We start from the raw sequence: 16,624 nt of genomic DNA, 5'->3' as shown, positions 1-16,624 counted from the left end.
CGGAAGGTATGAAGCGCCCGGTGTGGTCGGCGTCCCGCCGGGGAGCCAACCCCGGCGGTAGCTCTCAGGTATGACGGGTAGCCGGCACGGCTCTCCTTCCGTCGCGGGCGGAAGGATCGGCCGGCCGGGTCCGCTCGGCGCGGACGGTCCACCGGCCGTCGGCCCGGGCGAGCGTGAGCGGCATCCCGAAGCAGGCGCCGACCAGGTCGCCGGACAGGACCTCGCCCACCGGTCCCCGGGCGAGGGCCCGGCCGTCGCGGAGCAGCAGCGCGTGGCTGGTGGCGGTGGGCAGCTCCTCCAGGTGGTGGGTGACCAGGACGGTCGCGAGCTCCGGGTGGGCGGCGGCGAGCTTGTCCAGAGCGGTCAGGAGGTGCTCGCGGCCCGGCAGGTCGAGACCGGTCGCGGGCTCGTCGAGGAGCAGCAGTCGGGGTGCGGGCATCAGGGCGCGGGCGATCAGGGCCCGGCCCCGCTCCCCCTGCGACAGGGTCGGCCAGCGGGCCTCGCTCCGGGCGGTCAGCCCCAGGGTGGCGATCAGCTCGTCGGCGCGCTCCCGGTCCCGCCGGGTCGGTTCCCAACGAGGCGGACGTTCCAACGAGTTGGTGAGGCCCGTGAGGACGACGTCGTACAGCCGGGGTGCCGAGCGCAGGGGGTGGCGGGGGTTCACATGGCCGATGTGGGCGCGCAGGCCGCGCAGGTCGGTGCGCCCGAGCCGGTGGCCGAGCACCTCCACCCGCCCGTGGGTGGGGTGGAGGTGGGCGCCGAGGAGGCTCAGGAGGGTGGTCTTGCCGGCGCCGTTCGGGCCCAGGAGGGCCCAGTGTTCGCCGGGGTGGACGGTGAGCGAGACGTCGGCGAGGAGGGCGTTGCCGTCGCGGACGACGTGGACCGCGTCCGCGGTGAGGACGGGCTGGTTCATGGGGCCGGCGTCCCCTCGGGGTGGGCCTGGGCGCGGTTGACGGCCGACAGGACGGCGCGGACGGAGGCGGTGAGGATGGAGGTGTCGCGGCCCGCGCCCCATACCGTACGTCGGCCGACCCGGCACTCGACGTAGGCGACGGCCTCGCCGGCGGCACCGGGGCCGGTGGCGTGTTCGGTGAAGTCGAGGATGTCGACGGTGATTCCGGCCCGGCCGAGGGCGTCGGCGCAGGCGGAGAGCGGCCCGTTGCCGTGCCCCCGGTAGGCGGCGGTGCGTCCGCCGGTGGTCAGGAGACAGTCGAAGCGGTGGACCGTGCCGTCCGCTTCGATGCGGTTCGCTTCGATGTCGTCCGCTTCGGTGCCGTCCGCTTCGATGCGGTTCGCTTCGATGTCGTCCGCTTCGGTGCCGTCCGCTTCGATGCGGTTCGCTTCGGTGCCGTTTGCCGCTTCGGGGGCCGTGCTCCATTCCGCCATGCGTACCGGTCCCTCGCCCTGTCCCGGGGCGAGGTAGGCGGCGTGGAACAGCGCGTGCAGTTCGTCGGGCGTCGCTTCCCGGCCATGGGCGTCGGTGGCCTCCTGGACGAGGGCCGAGAACTCGCGGCGCAGGCGTTCGGGAAGGTCGAGGCCGTGGTGGGCGCGCAGGAGGTGGGCGACACCTCCCTTGCCGGACTGGGAGTTGACCCGGATGACGGCCTCGTAGCCGCGGCCGATGTCGGCGGGGTCGATGGGCAGGTAGGGCACGTTCCAGGGGGCCAGCGCGGGGTCGAGTCCGGCGTCGGCGGCGGTCTCGGCGTGCCGGGCGAGGCCCTTGCTGATGGCGTCCTGGTGCGTGCCGGAGAACGCGGTGTGGACGAGGTCGCCCGCGTAGGGGTGGCGGGGGTGCACGGGCAGCCGGTTGCATTCCTCGACGACCGCCCGGACGGCGTCGATGTCGGTCAGGTCGAGCATGGGGTCGACGCCCTGGACGTAGAGGTTGAGGGCCAGGGTCACCAGGTCGACGTTGCCGGTTCGTTCGCCGTTGCCGAAGAGGCAGCCCTCGACGCGCTGGGCGCCGGCGAGGACGGCGAGTTCGGCGCAGGCGACGCCGGTGCCGCGGTCGTTGTGCGGGTGGACGGAGAGGATGACGCTGTCGCGGCGGGCGAGGTGGCGGTGCATGTACTCGATCTGGTCGGCGTACACGTTCGGCGTGGAGATCTCGACCGTGGCGGGCAGGTTGTGGGTGACGGGCCGGTCGGGGCTCGCGTCCCACAGCTCGGTCAAGGCGTCGCACAGCTCCAGGACGAAGTCCGGTTCGGTGAGGTTGAAGGTCTCCGGCGCGAACTGGAAGCGGATGTGGCTGTCGGGCCGGGCGTCGGCGAGCCGCGCCATGAGGGTGGCGGCGTCCTCGACGGCGGCCCGCACCTGGGCGCGGTCGCGGCCGAGGACGGTGTCGCGCCAGACGGGCGAGGTCGGGATGTAGAGGTGGACGACCGCCTTCGGCAGTCCGTCGAGGGAGGCGAAGGTCCGCTCGATGAGATCGGCGCGGGCGGGGGTGAAGACGACGGGGGTGACGTCCTCGGGGACGGCGCCCGAGCGGGTCAGCTCGGCGAGGTGGCGGACGAAGTCGAAGTCGGTGCGGCTGGCGGAGGGGTAGCCGACCTCGATCTCCTTGAACCCGGTCCGTACGAGCAGGTCGAAGAAGCGGCGCTTGCGGGCGGTGTCCATGGGTTCGGCGAGGGCCTGGTTGCCGTCGCGCAGGTCGACGGGGACCCAGAGCGGCGCCTTCTCGATGCGGGCGGCCGGCCAGCGGCGCTCGCGCGGCTCGGGTACGTGCACCCGGTCCTGGTAGGGGCGGTAGCGGTGGTACGGCATGGGGCCGGGGCGCTGTGGGTTCCAGGGGTACGCGGTGGTCATGGTGCGAGGGCTCCTTCTGGGGGCTGCTGGTCGGGGCGACCGGCGGCACAACGGGCTCCCGCGGCGGGGTGCCGGTCGCGTCAGGCCCCGCCGCGGCACCCGAGAAGGAGCAGTCCGCGAACGATCATGACCGGCAGCCTAACCACTCCTCAGCTCCTCAGACAAGTACTCCTCAGACAAGTTCAGGGGTTAGTTTCTCTCCGAGGGATTCTCGCGATCCGGGTCTTCGACGATGTCGACGATCCGGACCGTCGGCGAGGATCCGGAACCTCAGCGAGCCGGAGAACGACCGGAGAATCGGGTGACTCCCATGCCCCTCGGTGCCCTGCGCCCCAGCCCCCTCGTCGAGCAGGCGGCCGAGCGACTGCGCGAGCAGATCACCGCCGGCCACTGGCCCGTCGGCACCCGGCTGCCCGGCGAGACCACCCTCGCGAAGGAACTGGGTGTCGGGCGCTCCACCGTCCGCGAGGCGCTGCGCGCCCTGGCCGGCGCCGGGCTCGTGCAGCCGCGTCAGGGCGCCGGGGTCTTCGTGACGGCGACCCGGCCGGTGGAGGACTGGCCGACCCGGCTGCGGAGGGCCGCGGTCACGGACGTCTACGAGGTGCGGATGCTGGTGGAGGTGCAGGCGGCGCGGCTCGCCGCGCTGCGCCGTACGGACGCCGACATCGACGCGATGCGGGACGCGCTGGCCGGGCGGCGCGCGGCGGCGGACGGCGACGACGCGGCCTTCGTCGACGCCGACATCCGGCTGCACTCCACCGTGGTGGCGGCCGCTCACAACCCCGTGCTCACCGACCTGTTCGCCGAGTTCGCGCCCGCGCTGCGGCAGGGTCTGGTCGACCTGCTCGACCTGCTCGCGCTGCGCGCCGAGGACCCGCGCACCGGCGAGGAGTCGCACGCCGCGCTGGTCGCGGCGGTGGAGGCGGGCGACGCGGAGGAGGCCGCCCGGCTCGCGAGCCGGGAACTGGAGGGCACGCTCGCCCTCCTGCTCTCCCCCGGCCGCGCCGGCTGACCTGGCCTCGTACGGCTTCGGGGCCCGCCGCGGTCTCCGGCCGACCGGGCGCGTTCAGCCCAGGTGCAGCGGGAGCCGCAGGCCCGTGCCGGTCAGCGCGGCCCGCTCGGCGCCGGTCGGGGCGCGCCGCCCCGTCCCGACGAGCAGCGCGTCCCGGTCGGGCATCCCCTCGGGGAACGCGGCACCGGCGATCTCCTCCAGCAGGCGGCGGGCCGCGGCGAGGCTGTCGGAGCGGGGCTGCGCCGCGTGCGGCAGGTGGGCGCCGAGATCGAGGTGGTGCAGGGTCCACTCCAGGACGTACGCGGACAGGTAGTCGCCCGCGGTGAGCACCTGGCCTCGGGTGGCGACCCGGAGCGCGGGGTCGGCGAGCCCGGCGGCCCGCCCGGCGGCGGAGCCGACGTCGTCGAGGTGGAAGAGCAGCAGCCGGGGGTCCTGGTAGGCGGCGGCCAGCCGGACGGTGAGGGCGTCGAGCGGGTCCTCACCGGTCGGCGCGGTGTCGGAGACCTCCCAGTAGGTGGCCGCGTCGCGGGTGGGTTCCGTGTCGGCGGGCGTCGCGAGGGTGATGAGGACGTCCTGGGCGTCGATGACGAGATGGCACACCAGGTCGCGTACCAGCCAGCCGGTGCAGCCGGAGGGCCGGGTGAAGTCCTCGTCGGCGAGTGCGGCGACGGCGGAGCGCAGGGCCGCCCACGAACGGGAGAAGTCGTCCACGGCCGCACGCTACCAGCGGCCGGCGCCCGCACACGGCCCCGCGCCACACCGCCCGCGCCGTGCTGTGCCGCGCCGTGCCGCTCGACCGCCCCGCACCGTCCGCGCGGCGCCGCCCGCGCCCGGCGGCTACCGCTTCCGCTCGTAACGCATCATCACCACGCCGTTCCCGAAGGTGCGGGACCGTTCGAGGCGCAGGACGGTGGCGGGGTGGTCGAGCGGCCGGAAGAGCGGGGTGCCGCGGCCGACGACGACCGGGTGGACGTAGATCTGGTAGGCGTCGATCAGGTCCTGTTCGCGGAAGGCGGCGGTGAGTGCCGCTCCGCTGAGGGTGAGGTCGCCGTCGGCGGCCTCGGCGAGGGCCCGGACCTCGGCCGGGTCCACGCGGGGCACGACGGTGGTGTTCCAGCCGGCCTCCCGCAGGGTGGTGGAGTAGACCGTCTTCGGCATGGTGCGCCAGATCCGGGCGAATGCGCGGGTCGCGGGGGTGCTGTCGGGGTCCTCGTCCGCTGTCGGCCAGAAGTCGGCCATCAGTTGATGAGTACGCCGTCCGCTGAGGAAGCGGCCCATGGAGGCGAGTTCCTCGTTGAAATGGAGGTGCAGGTCCTCGTCGACCTGGTGCCAGCCGATGTCGTGGTCCTCACCCTCGATGTAGCCGTCGAGGGAGACCCCGGCGAACAGGACGATCTTTCCGGGCATGGGCGGCACGCTCCCTCTCGTCGGCGGAGGCCGCTGCGGTGCGAGGGAGCGTCCCGGCTCACACCATGCGGCGGGCGCCCTCCTTGATGGCCTCACGGATACGGTTATAGGTCCCGCAGCGGCAGATGTTGCGGATCTGGTCGAGATCGGTCTCGTCGATCTCCCGTCCGGCCTCATGGGCGCGTCGTACGGCCGCCACGGCGGTCATGATCTGGCCCGGCTGGCAGTAGCCGCACTGGGCGACGTCGATGTCGAGCCATGCCTCCTGCATCGGGTGCAGTTCCCTGCCGACGGTGGCGGGCAGTCCCTCGATGGTGGTGACCTCGTCGTCGGCGGCGAGGTCCTCGACCGGGACGGAGCAGGGGGTGAAGGCCCTGCCGTTGAGGTGGCTCGTACACGCCTGGCAGACGCCCACGCCGCAGCCGTACTTGGGGCCGGTGACGCCGAGGACGTCCCGGAGCACCCAGAGCAGCCGGACGTCGCCCTCGACCTCGGCGGTGACGGCCTTGCCGTTGAGGATGAAGGTGTGCTGGGGCACGGTGGCTCCTTGTTCTCGATGCGGGGCGAGGTGGCGGGGTGGCGCGGGTGCGCGCTCAGAGGGCGCGGTCGCGGCCGTCGGTCGGGGAGGCGGGGATCGGGGGCACGGTGGGGGCCGGTGTGAAGGACAGCGGCGCGCCGTGGTTGACCGGGAAGACGGTCGGCATGGCGCCGGTGGCCCGTCCGTAGGCGCAGGCGACGGCGGCGCTCGCGGCGGCGACGGCGAGTTCGCCGGCCCCGCCGGGCTCGTCGCCGGTGGACGGCATGACGACGATCTCCAGCTCGGGCGGGGTGTTCCACTGCCGGGTGTAGAAGTAGTTGTCCCAGCTACTCTCGAGGAAGCGGCCGTCCTGCAGGTGCAGGCTGGAGGTGAGGGTGAGGGCGATGCCGTCGATGATGCCGCCCATCATCTGGGCCTCCAGGCCGCGCGGGTTGACGGCGAGGCCGACGTCGACGGCGCAGACGACCTTGGTGACGCGCGGCCCCGTATAGGCGTCGCGGATCTTCCTGCCGGTCGTCTCGGGGCGGCAGTCGATCTCGGCGAGGACGGCGACGACGGAGTGGTACTCGGGGTGGACGGCGATGCCCTGCGCGGTGCCGGCCGCCATCGGCCTCCCCCAGCGGCCGATCTCGGCGACCTTGTCGAGGACGGCGCGGGCCCGGTCGTCCTTGAGGAAGCGGCGGCGGAAGGCGAGCGCGTCCTGCCCCATGCGCCTGGCCAGTTCGTCGACGACCAGTTCCTGGGCGCAGCGCACGTTGGGCGAGTAGATGTTGCGCATGGAGCCGGTGTTGAAGCCGTGGTCCACCTCGTTCAGGAGCTGGGTGGTCACCCCGAAGTGGTAGGGGCTGGACTGGGTGAGCTGGAACATGGTCTCGGAGAAGGTGAGGTCCGCGACGGGCAGTTTCGCCGCCTCCGAGGTGATGATCTCGCCGACGCCGTGGCCGAAGTCGGTGGCGACGGACGTGTGCCGTTGCTCGTACGTGAGGACCTCGCCGAGCGCGTACGTGGCGCGGACCCGGGAGGTCGCCATCGGGTGCGTACGGCCCTGGCGGAAGTCGTCGGTGCGATGCCACATGAGCCGGACGGGCTTGCCCATCGCCCGGGAGATCTCGGCCGCCTCGCCGGCGGCGTCGTGGAACAGCTTGCGGCCGAACGAGCCGCCGCCCTCCGTGACGTGCACCTTCACGGCGCTCACCGGAAGGCCGAGCTGGAGCGCGATCTTCTCCTGGGCGACGATCGGGGACTTGAGGCTGGCCCAGATCTCGGCGGATCCGGGGCGCACGTCGGCGACGGCGCAGTTGGTCTCCAGGGCGCTGTTGCTCGCGAAGTGGAAGGTGAAGCGGGCGTCGACGGCCTTGGTGAGGAGGTCGAGCGGCGGTACGACGAGGGGGAGTTCGGCGCGGCGCAGCTTCTGCAGCACGGTCGCGTCGGAGGCGCCTTCGGCGGTGCCGGGTCCCCAGGTGACCTTCAGGGCGCGGACGGCGTCGACGCACTGGCCGAAGGTGCGGCCGCGGACGGCGACGCCGGTGGAGACGGTGACGACGTCGGTGATGCCGGGCATGGCCGCGACCTCGGAGAGGTTCTCGACGGAGCGCACGGTGCCGTTGATCGTCGGCGGGCGGCACACCATGGTCGGCAGCGCGCCGGGGACCTGGACGTCCAAGGCGAACCTCTTGCGTCCGGTGACGGCGTCGAGGGCGTCGATACGGCGCTGGGCGGTGCCGATGAGCCGGAAGCGGCCGGGGTCCTTGAGGGTGACGGAGACCTGGGTGTCGGTGACCGCGGCCGCCTTGACGGCGAGTTCGCCGTAGGTGAGGCGGGCGCCGGTCGCGGAGGTGACGACGCCCGCCTCGGTGCTGAGGGTGTCGACGGCGGCGCCGAGTTGCAGGGCGGCGGCGCGCAGCAGCCGGCCCCGGGCGACGGCGGCGGCGACCCGGACGGGCGTGAAGGTGGAGATGGTGGTGTTGGAACCGCCGGTGAGCTGGTTGAAGAGCAGTTCGGGGCGGGCGTCGGCGAGGGTGACCCTGACGCGGTCGAGGGGGAGGTCGAGCTCCTCGGCGATGATCATCGCGGTGGAGGTGGTGATGCCCTGGCCGACTTCGGCGCGGGGCAGCGCGAAGTGGGCGGTGCCGTCGGGGTCGAGGCGGATGGTGATGAGGTTCGCCGTGGGCAGGGCGGCGACGGTGAGCAGGTCGTTGAGGTCGAGGATCTCGGCGGGGCCGGGCAGCGACGGGACGACGCCCGGGGCCGCGGCGGGGACGGCGGCGGCCGCGGGTGCGGGCGCGAGGGCGTCCTCGCCGATCCGGGCGGCGACGGTGAGGGTCGGCGCCGCCAGCACGTAACCGAGGAACCGGCGCCGGCCGATGCCGCGCGGTGGTGTGGGGGCCTCCGGCGCGGGAGGGGCGGCGGATGGGGTGGGCGCGGGAGGCGCGGCGGGTGCGGCGGGTGCGGCGGGGTCCTGGGCTTCCATGGGCATGGCCCTTTCGACGGCGGGTTCGGGGTGGTCCTCGGCGGCGGCCGGGGGGGTGGAACGAGGCGGGGCCGAGGTGTGGCCGTGGTGTGTCCGTGGTGTGGCCAGTGGATCATCACCCGAACGGACCCGCGCCGGGGCGGAAACGGCGTAGCTTTCACGCCGATCCCGCCGGGTCCTCATGTCACCGGGAATGGCCGCGGGCCACGGGCGGTTGGGCAGAGGCGTGACGGCGGTGCGCACCGCTCGCTCGCAGGCTCGGACTCAGGACGTTCCCCATGCGGAAGGCACGACCATGAAGATCGGCATCATCGGCGCAGGCAACATCGGCGGCAACCTCACCCGTCGTCTCACGAAGCTCGGGCACGAGGTCTCCGTCGCCAACTCGCGGGGCCCGCACACGCTCACGGCCCTGGCCGAGGAGACCGGTGCGACGCCGGTCGCGGTCACGGAGGCCGCGCGGGGCGCGGAGGTGGTGGTCGTGACGGTCCCGCTCAAGGCCGTCCCCGACCTGCCGGCCGGCCTCTTCGACGGGGCGGCGGAGGGCTTCGTCGTCATCGACACCGGCAACTACTACCCGCGGGAGCGCGACGGCCGCATCGCCGCCATCGAGGACGAGGGCCTGACCGAGAGCCGCTGGACCGAGCGGCAGATCGGCCACCCCGTGGTCAAGGCGTTCAACGGCACCTACGCGGAGGACATCATCGACCGCCCCCGCCCGGCCGGTGACCCCGAGCGGATCGCCCTGCCGGTCGCGGGCGACGACGAGGTGGCGAAGAAGACGGTGCGCGCCCTCATCGACGAGCTCGGCTTCGACACGGTCGACGCGGGCGGCATCGACGACTCCTGGCGCCAGCAGCCCGACACCCCCGTCTACGGCCTGCGGGCGGGCGTGGAAGCGGTCCGCAAGGCCCTCGCCGACGCCTCCCCGGAACGCCCGGCGGCCTTCCGCGGCTGAGCCCCGGGGGGGCTGCCCCGGAAGGCGGCGGCTCGGATTGAGGCGGGTGTCAGGACGCCTGGAGGGCGGGGCCGGTCTCGCAGGGCCGTCGGAGGCCGGGGTCGTAGGGCTGTCCAGGGGCGGGGTCGTAGGGCTGTCCGGGGTGGGCGCCGACACCGGCCGTCCCGCCACGGCGTCCCGTACGGACCACCGACCGGACCACCGACGGTCCCGGTGACCGGCGCGGCGAACCGTACGGACCACGGACCCACCTGCAGTCCCCGCCGCACGGACCACGGGCGAGCCTCCGCCGACCGGAGCACCGACCGGACCACCGGCGGCCCCCGCCGACCGGACCGCCGGCGGCCCCCGCCGACCGGACCGCCGACGGGCCCGGCGAACGGCGCGGCGGACCGTTACGGACCGCCGACGGGCCCGGCAGACGGCGCGGCGGACCGTACGGGGGCGGCGACCCGGTCGGCCGTACGACGGCGCTCCGGACACGCGGTCACCCGGTCACCCGGTCACCCGGTCAACTGGGAAACCGGTCAGCCAGCCAGCGAGACGGGGAGTCACTGCCCGGCCACGGTCGCGGGCACGCCGTGCGTGCGCAACGCGCGCGCCAGCCGTTCCATTTCGGGCAGCGTCCCCGAGCACTTCCCGTCCAGGACCCGACGCGCCATCAGCTTGGCGGCCGCCAGGTCGAGCCCGAGCTCCGCCCGCACCACCCGCAGCACGGCGACCGCGCTCGCCCCGGGGCCGCTCACCCGAAGCGCCGTGGCGCCGTGCCGGGCCAACAACTGAGCCCGCCGCTCGGGAGGCAGGTCGCCACCGCAGACGGCGAGCTCGAAGCCGCAGGCCCAGCAGACGAGTTCGACGTCCCAGCGCAGTCGGCGACCGACGAGCGCCTGCACGCCGTGACATTCCAGCTCGGCGCCGCATTCTCCGCACGGAGCCGCGTAGGTGACGGACGCGTACACCGCCTCTTCCATCTCCCCCACTCCCCGCTCCCCCGCCGCTCCCCGGCGTTCCCCGCCCCGGCGTCGGCCGTCCGGTCGCCGGTCGCCGGTCGCCGGCCGCCGGGCCTCGGTCAGGCTGTCACGCCGTGACCGGTCGCGCACCTCTCGCCGCGCCTACCGGTACACATCGGCGCGACGCGCCGAACGGTCCCAGACGCCCCGGGCCGTGGCGACGGCCCGGCCGCCGCAGTCGCCTAGCTGGGTACGGGAGAGCTTGGCCCGCTGACCGCCGCTCGCGATGAGCGCGTTGACGGACGCCATCGGGTCTCCGCCCACCGAGCGCGCGAGCAGCGCGCCGACCACGACCGGCAGCAGCGCCACGGCGAGGGCCGAACCGGTGGCGGTGGCCGTGGCGGTGACGTGGCGGAGGGGACGGGCGGTGGTGCGCGGGGCGTCGTCGGTCATGACGCCAGTTCATCAACGGCACCGGGGCCGGGACATCGGACGAGGTACTCAGTCCACCGCACACCGGGTACTCAGTGCCGCCCGTGCGCCGTACGCCCGCAAGAGCCGTACGGAACGCGGGGCGGCCGGGGCGGGCCGAGTCGTCGAGTCCGGCGAACCGGCCTCGCGGAAACGGTTCTTCAGCCACCCTCGGAGCAGTGACAGCGCACACCAGGACGTGGCTGCGACGGATCGTGGAGGCGGGACGACTGTGACGAAGGTGACGCACCCCACCGGCCATCGGACAGGGCTCCGGCCCCGGGTCCTGGTGGTCCAGCACGAGGCCGGCGCCGGGCCGGGGCTCGTCGGCGAACGGCTGCGCGCGGCCGGGCTCGACCCGCGGGTGCGCCACCCGTGGCGGGGCGAGGCTCTGCCCGCGTCCCTGGACGGCTGGGCGGGACTGCTCGTCCTGGGCGGCTCGGCCAACTGCGAGGACGACACCGCCGCTCCGTGGCTGCCACGGGTCAGGGCGCTGGTACGGGAGGCCGTCGAGGCCCGCGTCCCGCTCCTCGGCATCTGCCTGGGCGGCCAGATCATGGCGCACGCGCTCGGCGGGCGGGTCACGCCCCGCCGCCAGGGGCCCGAGCTCGGTGTCGTGCCGCTGCGCCGGCTGCCCGGCGCCGAGGACGATCCGCTGCTCGGCGCGGTGCCCGAGGGGGCGCCGGCCGCCCAGTGGCACTGGGACGACGTGGAACGGCTGCCGCCCGGGGCGGTGCCGCTGCTGGCCGGTGACGACTGCCCGTACCAGGCATTCCGGATCGGCCCGTGCGCGTGGGGCCTGCAGTTCCACCCGGAGGCGCTCTCCGGCACGGTCGCCGACTGGGCCGCCGCCGACGGTCCGCAGGTGCGCGCGGAGGGCCGAGACCCGGTCGGCGCGGTGACCTCCCTGCGGGAGGCGGAGCCGCTGCTGCGGACGGTGTGGGGGGCGATGGCCGAGCGATGGGCGGCCGTCGTGCGGGAGGGCGCGCCCGTGCGGGCGGCCGCCGGGCGGGAGTGATGGGATGGGCCGTGCGGACGCGCTCGCGTCCGCACGCCGTCCCGCAGCGAGGAGCAGTGCCGTCATGGCCGACTACCGGATCGAGACCGTTCGCACCGGATACCGCACCTGGACCGCCCGCAACGACCGCGGCGCGGAGGTGCGGATCGCGGCCGAGGACGACGCGGCGGCCCAGCCGTCGTTCACGCCCGTCGAGTTGCTGCTCGCGGCGATGGGCGGCTGCGGCGGGCTGGTCATCGACCGCACGGCGCGGGCCGTCGACCACGACGACCTGCGGATCGTGGTGGAGGGCGTGTCGGGTCCCGAGGACGACGGCAGGATCGGGCGGATCAGGGTGAGTTACGAGTTCGAGCTGCCGGACAACAACCCGCGGGCGGCCGACGTGTTCGCCCGCGGGGTGCGGCTCACGCACGAGAAGTACTGCACGGTGAGCCGCACCGTGGAGCACGGCGCGGAGGTCGAGGCGCTGCTGCCGGACGGGTCGACCGGCTTCCGCGCGGGCTGAACGGCCCGGCCGCTCCTGTGCCCCGGCGGGCGGCAGGCGGGGCGGCCGCTCCCGTGCCCCGGCGAGTGGCGGGCGGCGGGCGGCGGGCGTGGCGACCCTGCCCCTGCCCCGCCCGCCCTGTCCTGTCGACCGGTCCGGTCCTGCCCTGCCGACCGGTCCGGCGCTACTCCTCGATGGCGCCGCCGATGCCGCGCAGGTGCTGCCGGAAGGTGTACTCCGGGTCCTCGGCCCGCCGTCGGAGGTACGCGTCGAAGCGGGTCTGCTCGCGCAGGGTCTCCCCGGCCCGGATCCGCCGGGCCTGGTTCCGCTCGGTGCGGAAAATGGTCTCGGCGGTGTCGAGTACGGTGTCGACGCGGTCGGCCGCCACGAACAGCACACCGTCGTCGTCGGCGAAGACGACGTCGTCGGCGCCGACCGTGTGCGCGCCGAAGCGGGCGGTGCGCAGGGCCTCCGGCCCGCGCGGGTCGAGGCGTACGGGTCCGGGGGCGTGGGCCCCGTAGGAGAAGACCGGCAGGTCGATCTCGCGCAGGTCGGCGGTGTCGCGGTGCAGGCCCCAGACGACGACGCCCGCGAGACCGGCCGCCTGGGCCTCCAGGACGGCGAGGTCACCGACGCATGCCTCGTCCTCGCGGCCGTCGTTGTCGATGACGAGTACGTCGCCGGGGGTGGCGTGGGTGGTGAATGCCTCCAGGAAGACGTCGACGCTGCCGTAGTGCCGGACGGGGAGTGCCCGTCCGGCGACGCGGTGGCCGGGGACCACCGGCCGGACGCCGGCGGGTGCGGCCCGTAGCGGTACCCGGAGCCGTACGCAGGCATCGGCGACCAGCGGGGTGGAGAGTTCGGCGAACCTCTTGTGCATGGGGCGACGGTCCCTTCGGCGGATGCGCGGTGGACGGGCGGCAGGCGGCAGGCGCCCGGCGGATGCGCAGCAGGTCAGGCGCACGGGGCGTGCGCGGCCTGTTCGAGGCTAGCCCGCTCGGAGCGCGGGAAAAGGGCCAATGCGCAGGGGTTGGCCCGCGCGACGGCGCCGGGGTGCGGGATACGTTCCGCTCGGCAGGGAGAGGAAAGAACCCTCCGGGACCGTGAAGGGGACGAACCGTGATCGTGATCGCGCACCTCAGTGACATCCACGTCGACGACTCGCCGCGCAGCAGGGAGCGGACGAAGGCCACCATGGGCTTCCTGGACTCGCTCCCGTACGACTTCGACGCGGTGATCGTCACGGGCGATCTGGCCGACCACGGCGCGGAGTCGGAGTACGTGTGGATCCGCGAGAACGTCCTGTCCACCCGGCATCCCGTGCTCACCTGTCCGGGCAACCACGACCGCAGGGACGTCTTCCGCCGGGTACTGCTCGGCGCGGAACCTCCGGCTCCTGAGGCACCGGTGAACCAGGTGCTGCGCCGCGACGGTTTCGTCCTGGCGCTGTGCGACTCGTCGATACCGGGCAAGGACGAGGGCTTCCTGGAGGACGAGACGCTGACCTGGCTGGAGGAGGAACTGGCTCGGACACCGGAGGGCACGCCGGTCTTCGTGGGCTTCCACCACCCGCCGGCGACGCTCGGCATGCCCTATGTGGACGGCCTCCGGCAGTTCGGCGAGGACCGCCTCGCCGCCCTGACCCGCCGGTACCCCTCCGTCATCGCCTTCCTCTGCGGCCACTCCCACACCGCCGCCGCCACCACGTTCGCCGGCCGCCCGCTCCTCGTGGCGCCGGGCGTGGTGTCGACGTCGAAGCTGCCGTGGGAGCAGTCCGGCGGCCCGTCGGACTACGTGTACCGGGACGAGATGGCCCCGTCGCTGGCCTTCCATCTCCTCTCCAAGGACGGCCGGCTGACGACGCACTACCGAAGCGTGCCGCTCGGCGGCTGACCCGGCGCGGCGCGCCGCATGACGTACGTGTTCCCGATGTCGCGGTCGCCGAAGAAGAAGACCAGCACGACGTCCTTGCCGGAGCCGCGGCCGTCCGCCCGGCCCGCGCCATCGGCACGGTCGGCGCGGTCGGTTCGGTCCACGGCGGTCCGCTTCGTCAGGGTGAGGCGGACGGTCTGTCCCCCGCTGCGGTCGACCAGTTCCCAGGTCCCCGTGCCGGACAGCCGCCATCCTCCGTCGAAGAAGACATTCCGGCAGGAGTCCCTCCCGCCCCTCAGTCGAGCCAGATCGCGCGCACGCGCCGGAGCGGGTCGCCGTCCGTGGTCGGGGGCGTGTTCCACAGCTTGGTGGTGCGGGTGTCGGAGGTGTACGGGGGCCAGTCCGGGCCCGGGTCCTGGTCGGTCACGAAGGAGACCCACGCGCGGTGGAGGGCGTCCGCGAGCGACTGGGGCGGGGTCGGGCCGGCGGCGGCCTCGACACCCTCGGCGTCGAGGAGGTCGAAGGCGAAGGGCAGGTCGAGGCAGTGGAAGGCCCGGCCGTTGACGGGCGAGGTCCACTCGAACTGGTAGAGCCAGGTGGGCCGTGCGCGCTCGGCGCGGGCGTCGGCGACCGCGAGGGAGGGGGCGCGGAAGGTGACGTCGGTGAGGGCCTTGCCGAAGCGGCCGCCGGGATCGGTGTCCGCGTACGCCTCGGCGAAGGCGGCCGCCCGGTCCTCGGTGAGGCCGAGTCCGCCGAGCAGCACCGGCAGGGGCGGCCCGTCCGGGCCGGGTGCGGGGATCATGTCGAACTCGTGGGCGGTGAAGCCCAGCATCAGCGGGATGTCGGCGCCCGCGGCGCCCACCGTCAGAGCGTCCAGGACTGGCTCGGGGATGAGCTCGCCGTCGGCGAACGGGGCGAGGGACAGCATCGGCGGCAGTCCCTCGCGGTCCGGCCCGGGGGCACCGAGCCGGTCCTGGAGGTCGAGGAGTTCGTCGTCGTCCAGGTCCTGGAGCGCGGCGGCCGTGGCGGGCAGGCCGGTGCGCGCGGTGAACAGGCGTGAGACGGCGCGTGCGACCTCCGGCCCGTCGGGCCGCATCACGGCGCCGGAGACGGACAGGGCGCCGCGGAACAGTCCGCGTGCGGAGGGCACGGCCAACAGGGTCTGCACGGCTCCGCCGCCCGCCGACTGCCCGGCGACGGTCACCCTGGCCGGGTCGCCGCCGAAGCGCGCGATGTTGTCCCTGACCCATTCCAGGGCGGCGATCCAGTCCCGTACGCCGCGGTTGTCGGGCGCGCCGTCGAGGTGGAGGAAGCCCTCGATCCCGAGCCGGTAGCCGAGGGAGACGAGCACGACGCCGTCGCGGTTGAACGCGGCGCCGTCGTACCAGGGGCTTGCGGCCGAGCCCGCGACATAGCCGCCGCCGTGGATCCAGACGAGCACCGGGAGACCGGCCTCCGGGTCGGGCTCGGGCGTGAACACGTTGAGGTTGAGCACGCCGGCGCCCGGAACGGACGGCTCGGGAATGGTGGTCACCTCGGCGAAGGGGCGGCGCTGGGCGGTCGGCCCGTACGCGGTGGCGTCGAGCGGCTCGGTCCACGGCCGGGGCGGCACGGGCGCGGCGAAGCGGAGCGCGCCGATGGGCGGCTCGGCGTAGGGGATGCCGAGGAAGCGGCAGCTTCCGTCGGCCCGCCGTTCGCCGCGGACCGGGCCGCGGGTCGTGGTCACGAGAGGGGTCTCCGGGGACATGGGCGTGCCTTCCTGGCCTGGCCGGTGCGCGAGTGGACGCGCGGTGCTGCGGACAGCGTGACGCCGCCAATTTACACGTGTCAACGGCGGCGCCCAAGGCCCCGAGCGGGCCGACCGGTTCGACGCGGCCCCGGCGGGGAAGGGAGGCCCTGTGAACATGAGTCCCGACGCCGCCGTCGGCGTCCTGGTGGTCGTGACCGGCGCCGCGCTCATGGCCGCCGGCGCGCGCTGGAAGGGCCGGTCGACCCGCCCCCTCGCGCCGCGCCGGGCGCGTGCCCTCGCCTGGCAGGCGTACGTCCGGGCCCTGACCCGCTCCGCTGAGCTGGCGATCGCCGCCGCACGGGACGCGGCGGGCCGGGGCGAGCCGGCCATCGTCACCGTCGAGGATGTCGTCCGACTCGCCCGCGACCGCTTCGGCTACGAGGAGATCACCCGCGAACACGCCGCCGCCGCCCTGCGCCACGCCTACGAGCGGGGCCGCTGCGCGGCGGACTGCGTGACGGACGCGTACGGCTCGCTGCGCTAGCGGCGGCTGGGGACGGATCGACCTTCTGGCGGGTCGAGGCAGCCTGGACGGTCGGGAGGGCTTGTACGCCGGCAGGCGGGACAGCAGGTGCGGCCGGCACGGCGGACACCGGCGGTGCGGCCGGCAACGGCGGTGCGGCCAGCGCAGGTACGGGCGCATTACGGGCAGTACCGCCCGGGCAACGGGCACGGCCCAGAGGGCCCGGACGGCTCCGTGCGCCTCCGGTGCCGCGGCAGCTTGCCCCGCCACGCAGGCGGCACCACCCCGGCGAAGGCCCCGCCGGCGGCGGGGCGGCGTCGTGCACGTGCCGCCGCCCGATGTAGAAGCGCTGCCCCTCCTGCGTGCTGTGCAGGTAGTCGAGGCGGC

General features: G+C 74.4%; 17 protein-coding genes. 6 read left to right on the top strand and 11 right to left on the bottom strand.

The window, feature by feature from the left end; genetic code table 11:
- Positions 1 to 64 precede the first annotated feature (64 nt).
- The gene (locus ABZ135_RS25270) at positions 65 to 913 is read right to left on the bottom strand and encodes an ATP-binding cassette domain-containing protein (RefSeq protein WP_356698534.1); all 849 of its coding nucleotides are present in this window, start codon (positions 911 to 913) and stop codon (positions 65 to 67) included.
- Positions 910 to 2,805 carry a 2-isopropylmalate synthase gene (locus ABZ135_RS25265; protein WP_356698533.1) on the bottom strand — a complete coding sequence of 632 codons (1,896 nt, stop codon included), beginning with the start codon at positions 2,803 to 2,805 and terminating at the stop codon, positions 910 to 912. Before ABZ135_RS25265 ends, ABZ135_RS25270 begins: the two co-directional genes overlap by 4 nt.
- 310 nt (positions 2,806 to 3,115) lie before the next feature.
- On the opposite strand from ABZ135_RS25265, the gene ABZ135_RS25260 reads away from it, so the two are divergent.
- On the top strand, positions 3,116 to 3,817 hold the full coding sequence (locus ABZ135_RS25260) for an FCD domain-containing protein (protein ID WP_356698532.1): 702 nt from the start codon (positions 3,116 to 3,118) through the stop codon (positions 3,815 to 3,817).
- Between the two features lie 54 nt (positions 3,818 to 3,871).
- Here ABZ135_RS25260 and ABZ135_RS25255 read toward each other — a convergent pair whose 3' ends face one another.
- The 4 genes from ABZ135_RS25255 to ABZ135_RS25240 all read right to left on the bottom strand — a co-directional run bounded on the left by ABZ135_RS25255 (position 3,872) and on the right by ABZ135_RS25240 (position 8,232).
- The gene (locus ABZ135_RS25255; protein WP_356698531.1) at positions 3,872 to 4,528 is read right to left on the bottom strand and encodes a maleylpyruvate isomerase N-terminal domain-containing protein; all 657 of its coding nucleotides are present in this window, start codon (positions 4,526 to 4,528) and stop codon (positions 3,872 to 3,874) included.
- Between the two features lie 126 nt (positions 4,529 to 4,654).
- The gene (locus ABZ135_RS25250) at positions 4,655 to 5,224 is read right to left on the bottom strand and encodes a dihydrofolate reductase family protein (protein WP_356698530.1); all 570 of its coding nucleotides are present in this window, start codon (positions 5,222 to 5,224) and stop codon (positions 4,655 to 4,657) included.
- A 58-nt stretch (positions 5,225 to 5,282) separates the two neighbouring features.
- The gene (locus ABZ135_RS25245) at positions 5,283 to 5,762 is read right to left on the bottom strand and encodes a (2Fe-2S)-binding protein (RefSeq protein WP_356698529.1); all 480 of its coding nucleotides are present in this window, start codon (positions 5,760 to 5,762) and stop codon (positions 5,283 to 5,285) included.
- 55 nt (positions 5,763 to 5,817) lie between these two features.
- Entirely contained in the window at positions 5,818 to 8,232 is a 2,415-nt protein-coding gene (locus ABZ135_RS25240; protein WP_356698528.1) for a molybdopterin cofactor-binding domain-containing protein, read from the bottom strand.
- A 181-nt stretch (positions 8,233 to 8,413) separates the two neighbouring features.
- Between ABZ135_RS25240 and ABZ135_RS25235 the strand changes: the two genes are divergently transcribed.
- Entirely contained in the window at positions 8,414 to 9,190 is a 777-nt protein-coding gene (locus ABZ135_RS25235) for an NAD(P)-binding domain-containing protein (protein ID WP_356698527.1), read from the top strand.
- Between the two features lie 551 nt (positions 9,191 to 9,741).
- Here ABZ135_RS25235 and ABZ135_RS25230 read toward each other — a convergent pair.
- Positions 9,742 to 10,161, bottom strand: coding sequence for a hypothetical protein (locus ABZ135_RS25230; RefSeq protein WP_356698589.1), 420 nt, complete (start codon positions 10,159 to 10,161; stop codon positions 9,742 to 9,744).
- Positions 10,162 to 10,302: 141 nt separating this feature from the next.
- Positions 10,303 to 10,593 (bottom strand): hypothetical protein, encoded by a 291-nt coding sequence (locus tag ABZ135_RS25225; RefSeq protein ID WP_356698526.1) that lies wholly within the window; start codon positions 10,591 to 10,593, stop codon positions 10,303 to 10,305.
- Between the two features lie 259 nt (positions 10,594 to 10,852).
- On the opposite strand from ABZ135_RS25225, the gene ABZ135_RS25220 reads away from it, so the two are divergent.
- On the top strand, positions 10,853 to 11,629 hold the full coding sequence (locus ABZ135_RS25220) for a type 1 glutamine amidotransferase (RefSeq protein WP_356698525.1): 777 nt from the start codon (positions 10,853 to 10,855) through the stop codon (positions 11,627 to 11,629).
- 64 nt (positions 11,630 to 11,693) lie between these two features.
- Positions 11,694 to 12,134, top strand: a complete 441-nt coding sequence (locus ABZ135_RS25215) for an OsmC family protein (RefSeq protein ID WP_356698524.1) — start codon at positions 11,694 to 11,696, stop codon at positions 12,132 to 12,134.
- A gap of 163 nt (positions 12,135 to 12,297) precedes the next feature.
- On the opposite strand, the gene ABZ135_RS25210 is transcribed toward ABZ135_RS25215, so the two are convergent.
- Entirely contained in the window at positions 12,298 to 12,993 is a 696-nt protein-coding gene (locus ABZ135_RS25210) for an RraA family protein (RefSeq protein ID WP_356698523.1), read from the bottom strand.
- A gap of 239 nt (positions 12,994 to 13,232) precedes the next feature.
- On the opposite strand from ABZ135_RS25210, the gene ABZ135_RS25205 reads away from it, so the two are divergent.
- Positions 13,233 to 14,006 carry a metallophosphoesterase gene (locus ABZ135_RS25205; protein WP_356698522.1) on the top strand — a complete coding sequence of 258 codons (774 nt, stop codon included), beginning with the start codon at positions 13,233 to 13,235 and terminating at the stop codon, positions 14,004 to 14,006.
- On the opposite strand, the gene ABZ135_RS25200 is transcribed toward ABZ135_RS25205, so the two are convergent.
- The gene (locus ABZ135_RS25200) at positions 13,979 to 14,149 is read right to left on the bottom strand and encodes a hypothetical protein (protein WP_356698521.1); all 171 of its coding nucleotides are present in this window, start codon (positions 14,147 to 14,149) and stop codon (positions 13,979 to 13,981) included. The two genes, ABZ135_RS25205 and ABZ135_RS25200, sit on opposite strands and share 28 nt — an antisense overlap.
- Positions 14,150 to 14,280: 131 nt before the next feature.
- Entirely contained in the window at positions 14,281 to 15,711 is a 1,431-nt protein-coding gene (locus ABZ135_RS25195) for a carboxylesterase family protein (protein WP_356698520.1), read from the bottom strand.
- 178 nt (positions 15,712 to 15,889) lie between these two features.
- Between ABZ135_RS25195 and ABZ135_RS25190 the strand changes: the two genes are divergently transcribed.
- The gene (locus ABZ135_RS25190) at positions 15,890 to 16,258 is read left to right on the top strand and encodes a hypothetical protein (RefSeq protein ID WP_356698519.1); all 369 of its coding nucleotides are present in this window, start codon (positions 15,890 to 15,892) and stop codon (positions 16,256 to 16,258) included.
- Positions 16,259 to 16,624 lie beyond the last annotated feature (366 nt).

The organism is Streptomyces sp. NPDC006339 (assembly GCF_040612775.1).
Lineage (GTDB): Bacteria > Actinomycetota > Actinomycetes > Streptomycetales > Streptomycetaceae > Streptomyces.
Note: the sequence above shows the minus strand (reverse complement) of the source record. Positions and strands in the feature narration are given on the sequence as shown.

Excerpts from the sequence above, each read along its gene's own strand:
- ABZ135_RS25270 (WP_356698534.1), bottom strand. The coding sequence starts at position 913 with ATGAACCAGCCCGTCCTCACCGCGGACGCGGTCCACGTCGTCCGCGAC.
- ABZ135_RS25265 (WP_356698533.1), bottom strand. The coding sequence starts at position 2,805 with ATGACCACCGCGTACCCCTGGAACCCACAGCGCCCCGGCCCCATGCCG.
- ABZ135_RS25260 (WP_356698532.1), top strand. The coding sequence starts at position 3,116 with ATGCCCCTCGGTGCCCTGCGCCCCAGCCCCCTCGTCGAGCAGGCGGCC.
- ABZ135_RS25250 (WP_356698530.1), bottom strand. The coding sequence starts at position 5,224 with ATGCCCGGAAAGATCGTCCTGTTCGCCGGGGTCTCCCTCGACGGCTAC.
- ABZ135_RS25240 (WP_356698528.1), bottom strand. The coding sequence starts at position 8,232 with ATGGAAGCCCAGGACCCCGCCGCACCCGCCGCACCCGCCGCGCCTCCC.
- ABZ135_RS25235 (WP_356698527.1), top strand. The coding sequence starts at position 8,414 with ATGTCACCGGGAATGGCCGCGGGCCACGGGCGGTTGGGCAGAGGCGTG.
- ABZ135_RS25230 (WP_356698589.1), bottom strand. The coding sequence starts at position 10,161 with ATGGAAGAGGCGGTGTACGCGTCCGTCACCTACGCGGCTCCGTGCGGA.
- ABZ135_RS25225 (WP_356698526.1), bottom strand. The coding sequence starts at position 10,593 with ATGACCGACGACGCCCCGCGCACCACCGCCCGTCCCCTCCGCCACGTC.
- ABZ135_RS25215 (WP_356698524.1), top strand. The coding sequence starts at position 11,694 with ATGGCCGACTACCGGATCGAGACCGTTCGCACCGGATACCGCACCTGG.
- ABZ135_RS25210 (WP_356698523.1), bottom strand. The coding sequence starts at position 12,993 with ATGCACAAGAGGTTCGCCGAACTCTCCACCCCGCTGGTCGCCGATGCC.
- ABZ135_RS25190 (WP_356698519.1), top strand. The coding sequence starts at position 15,890 with ATGAGTCCCGACGCCGCCGTCGGCGTCCTGGTGGTCGTGACCGGCGCC.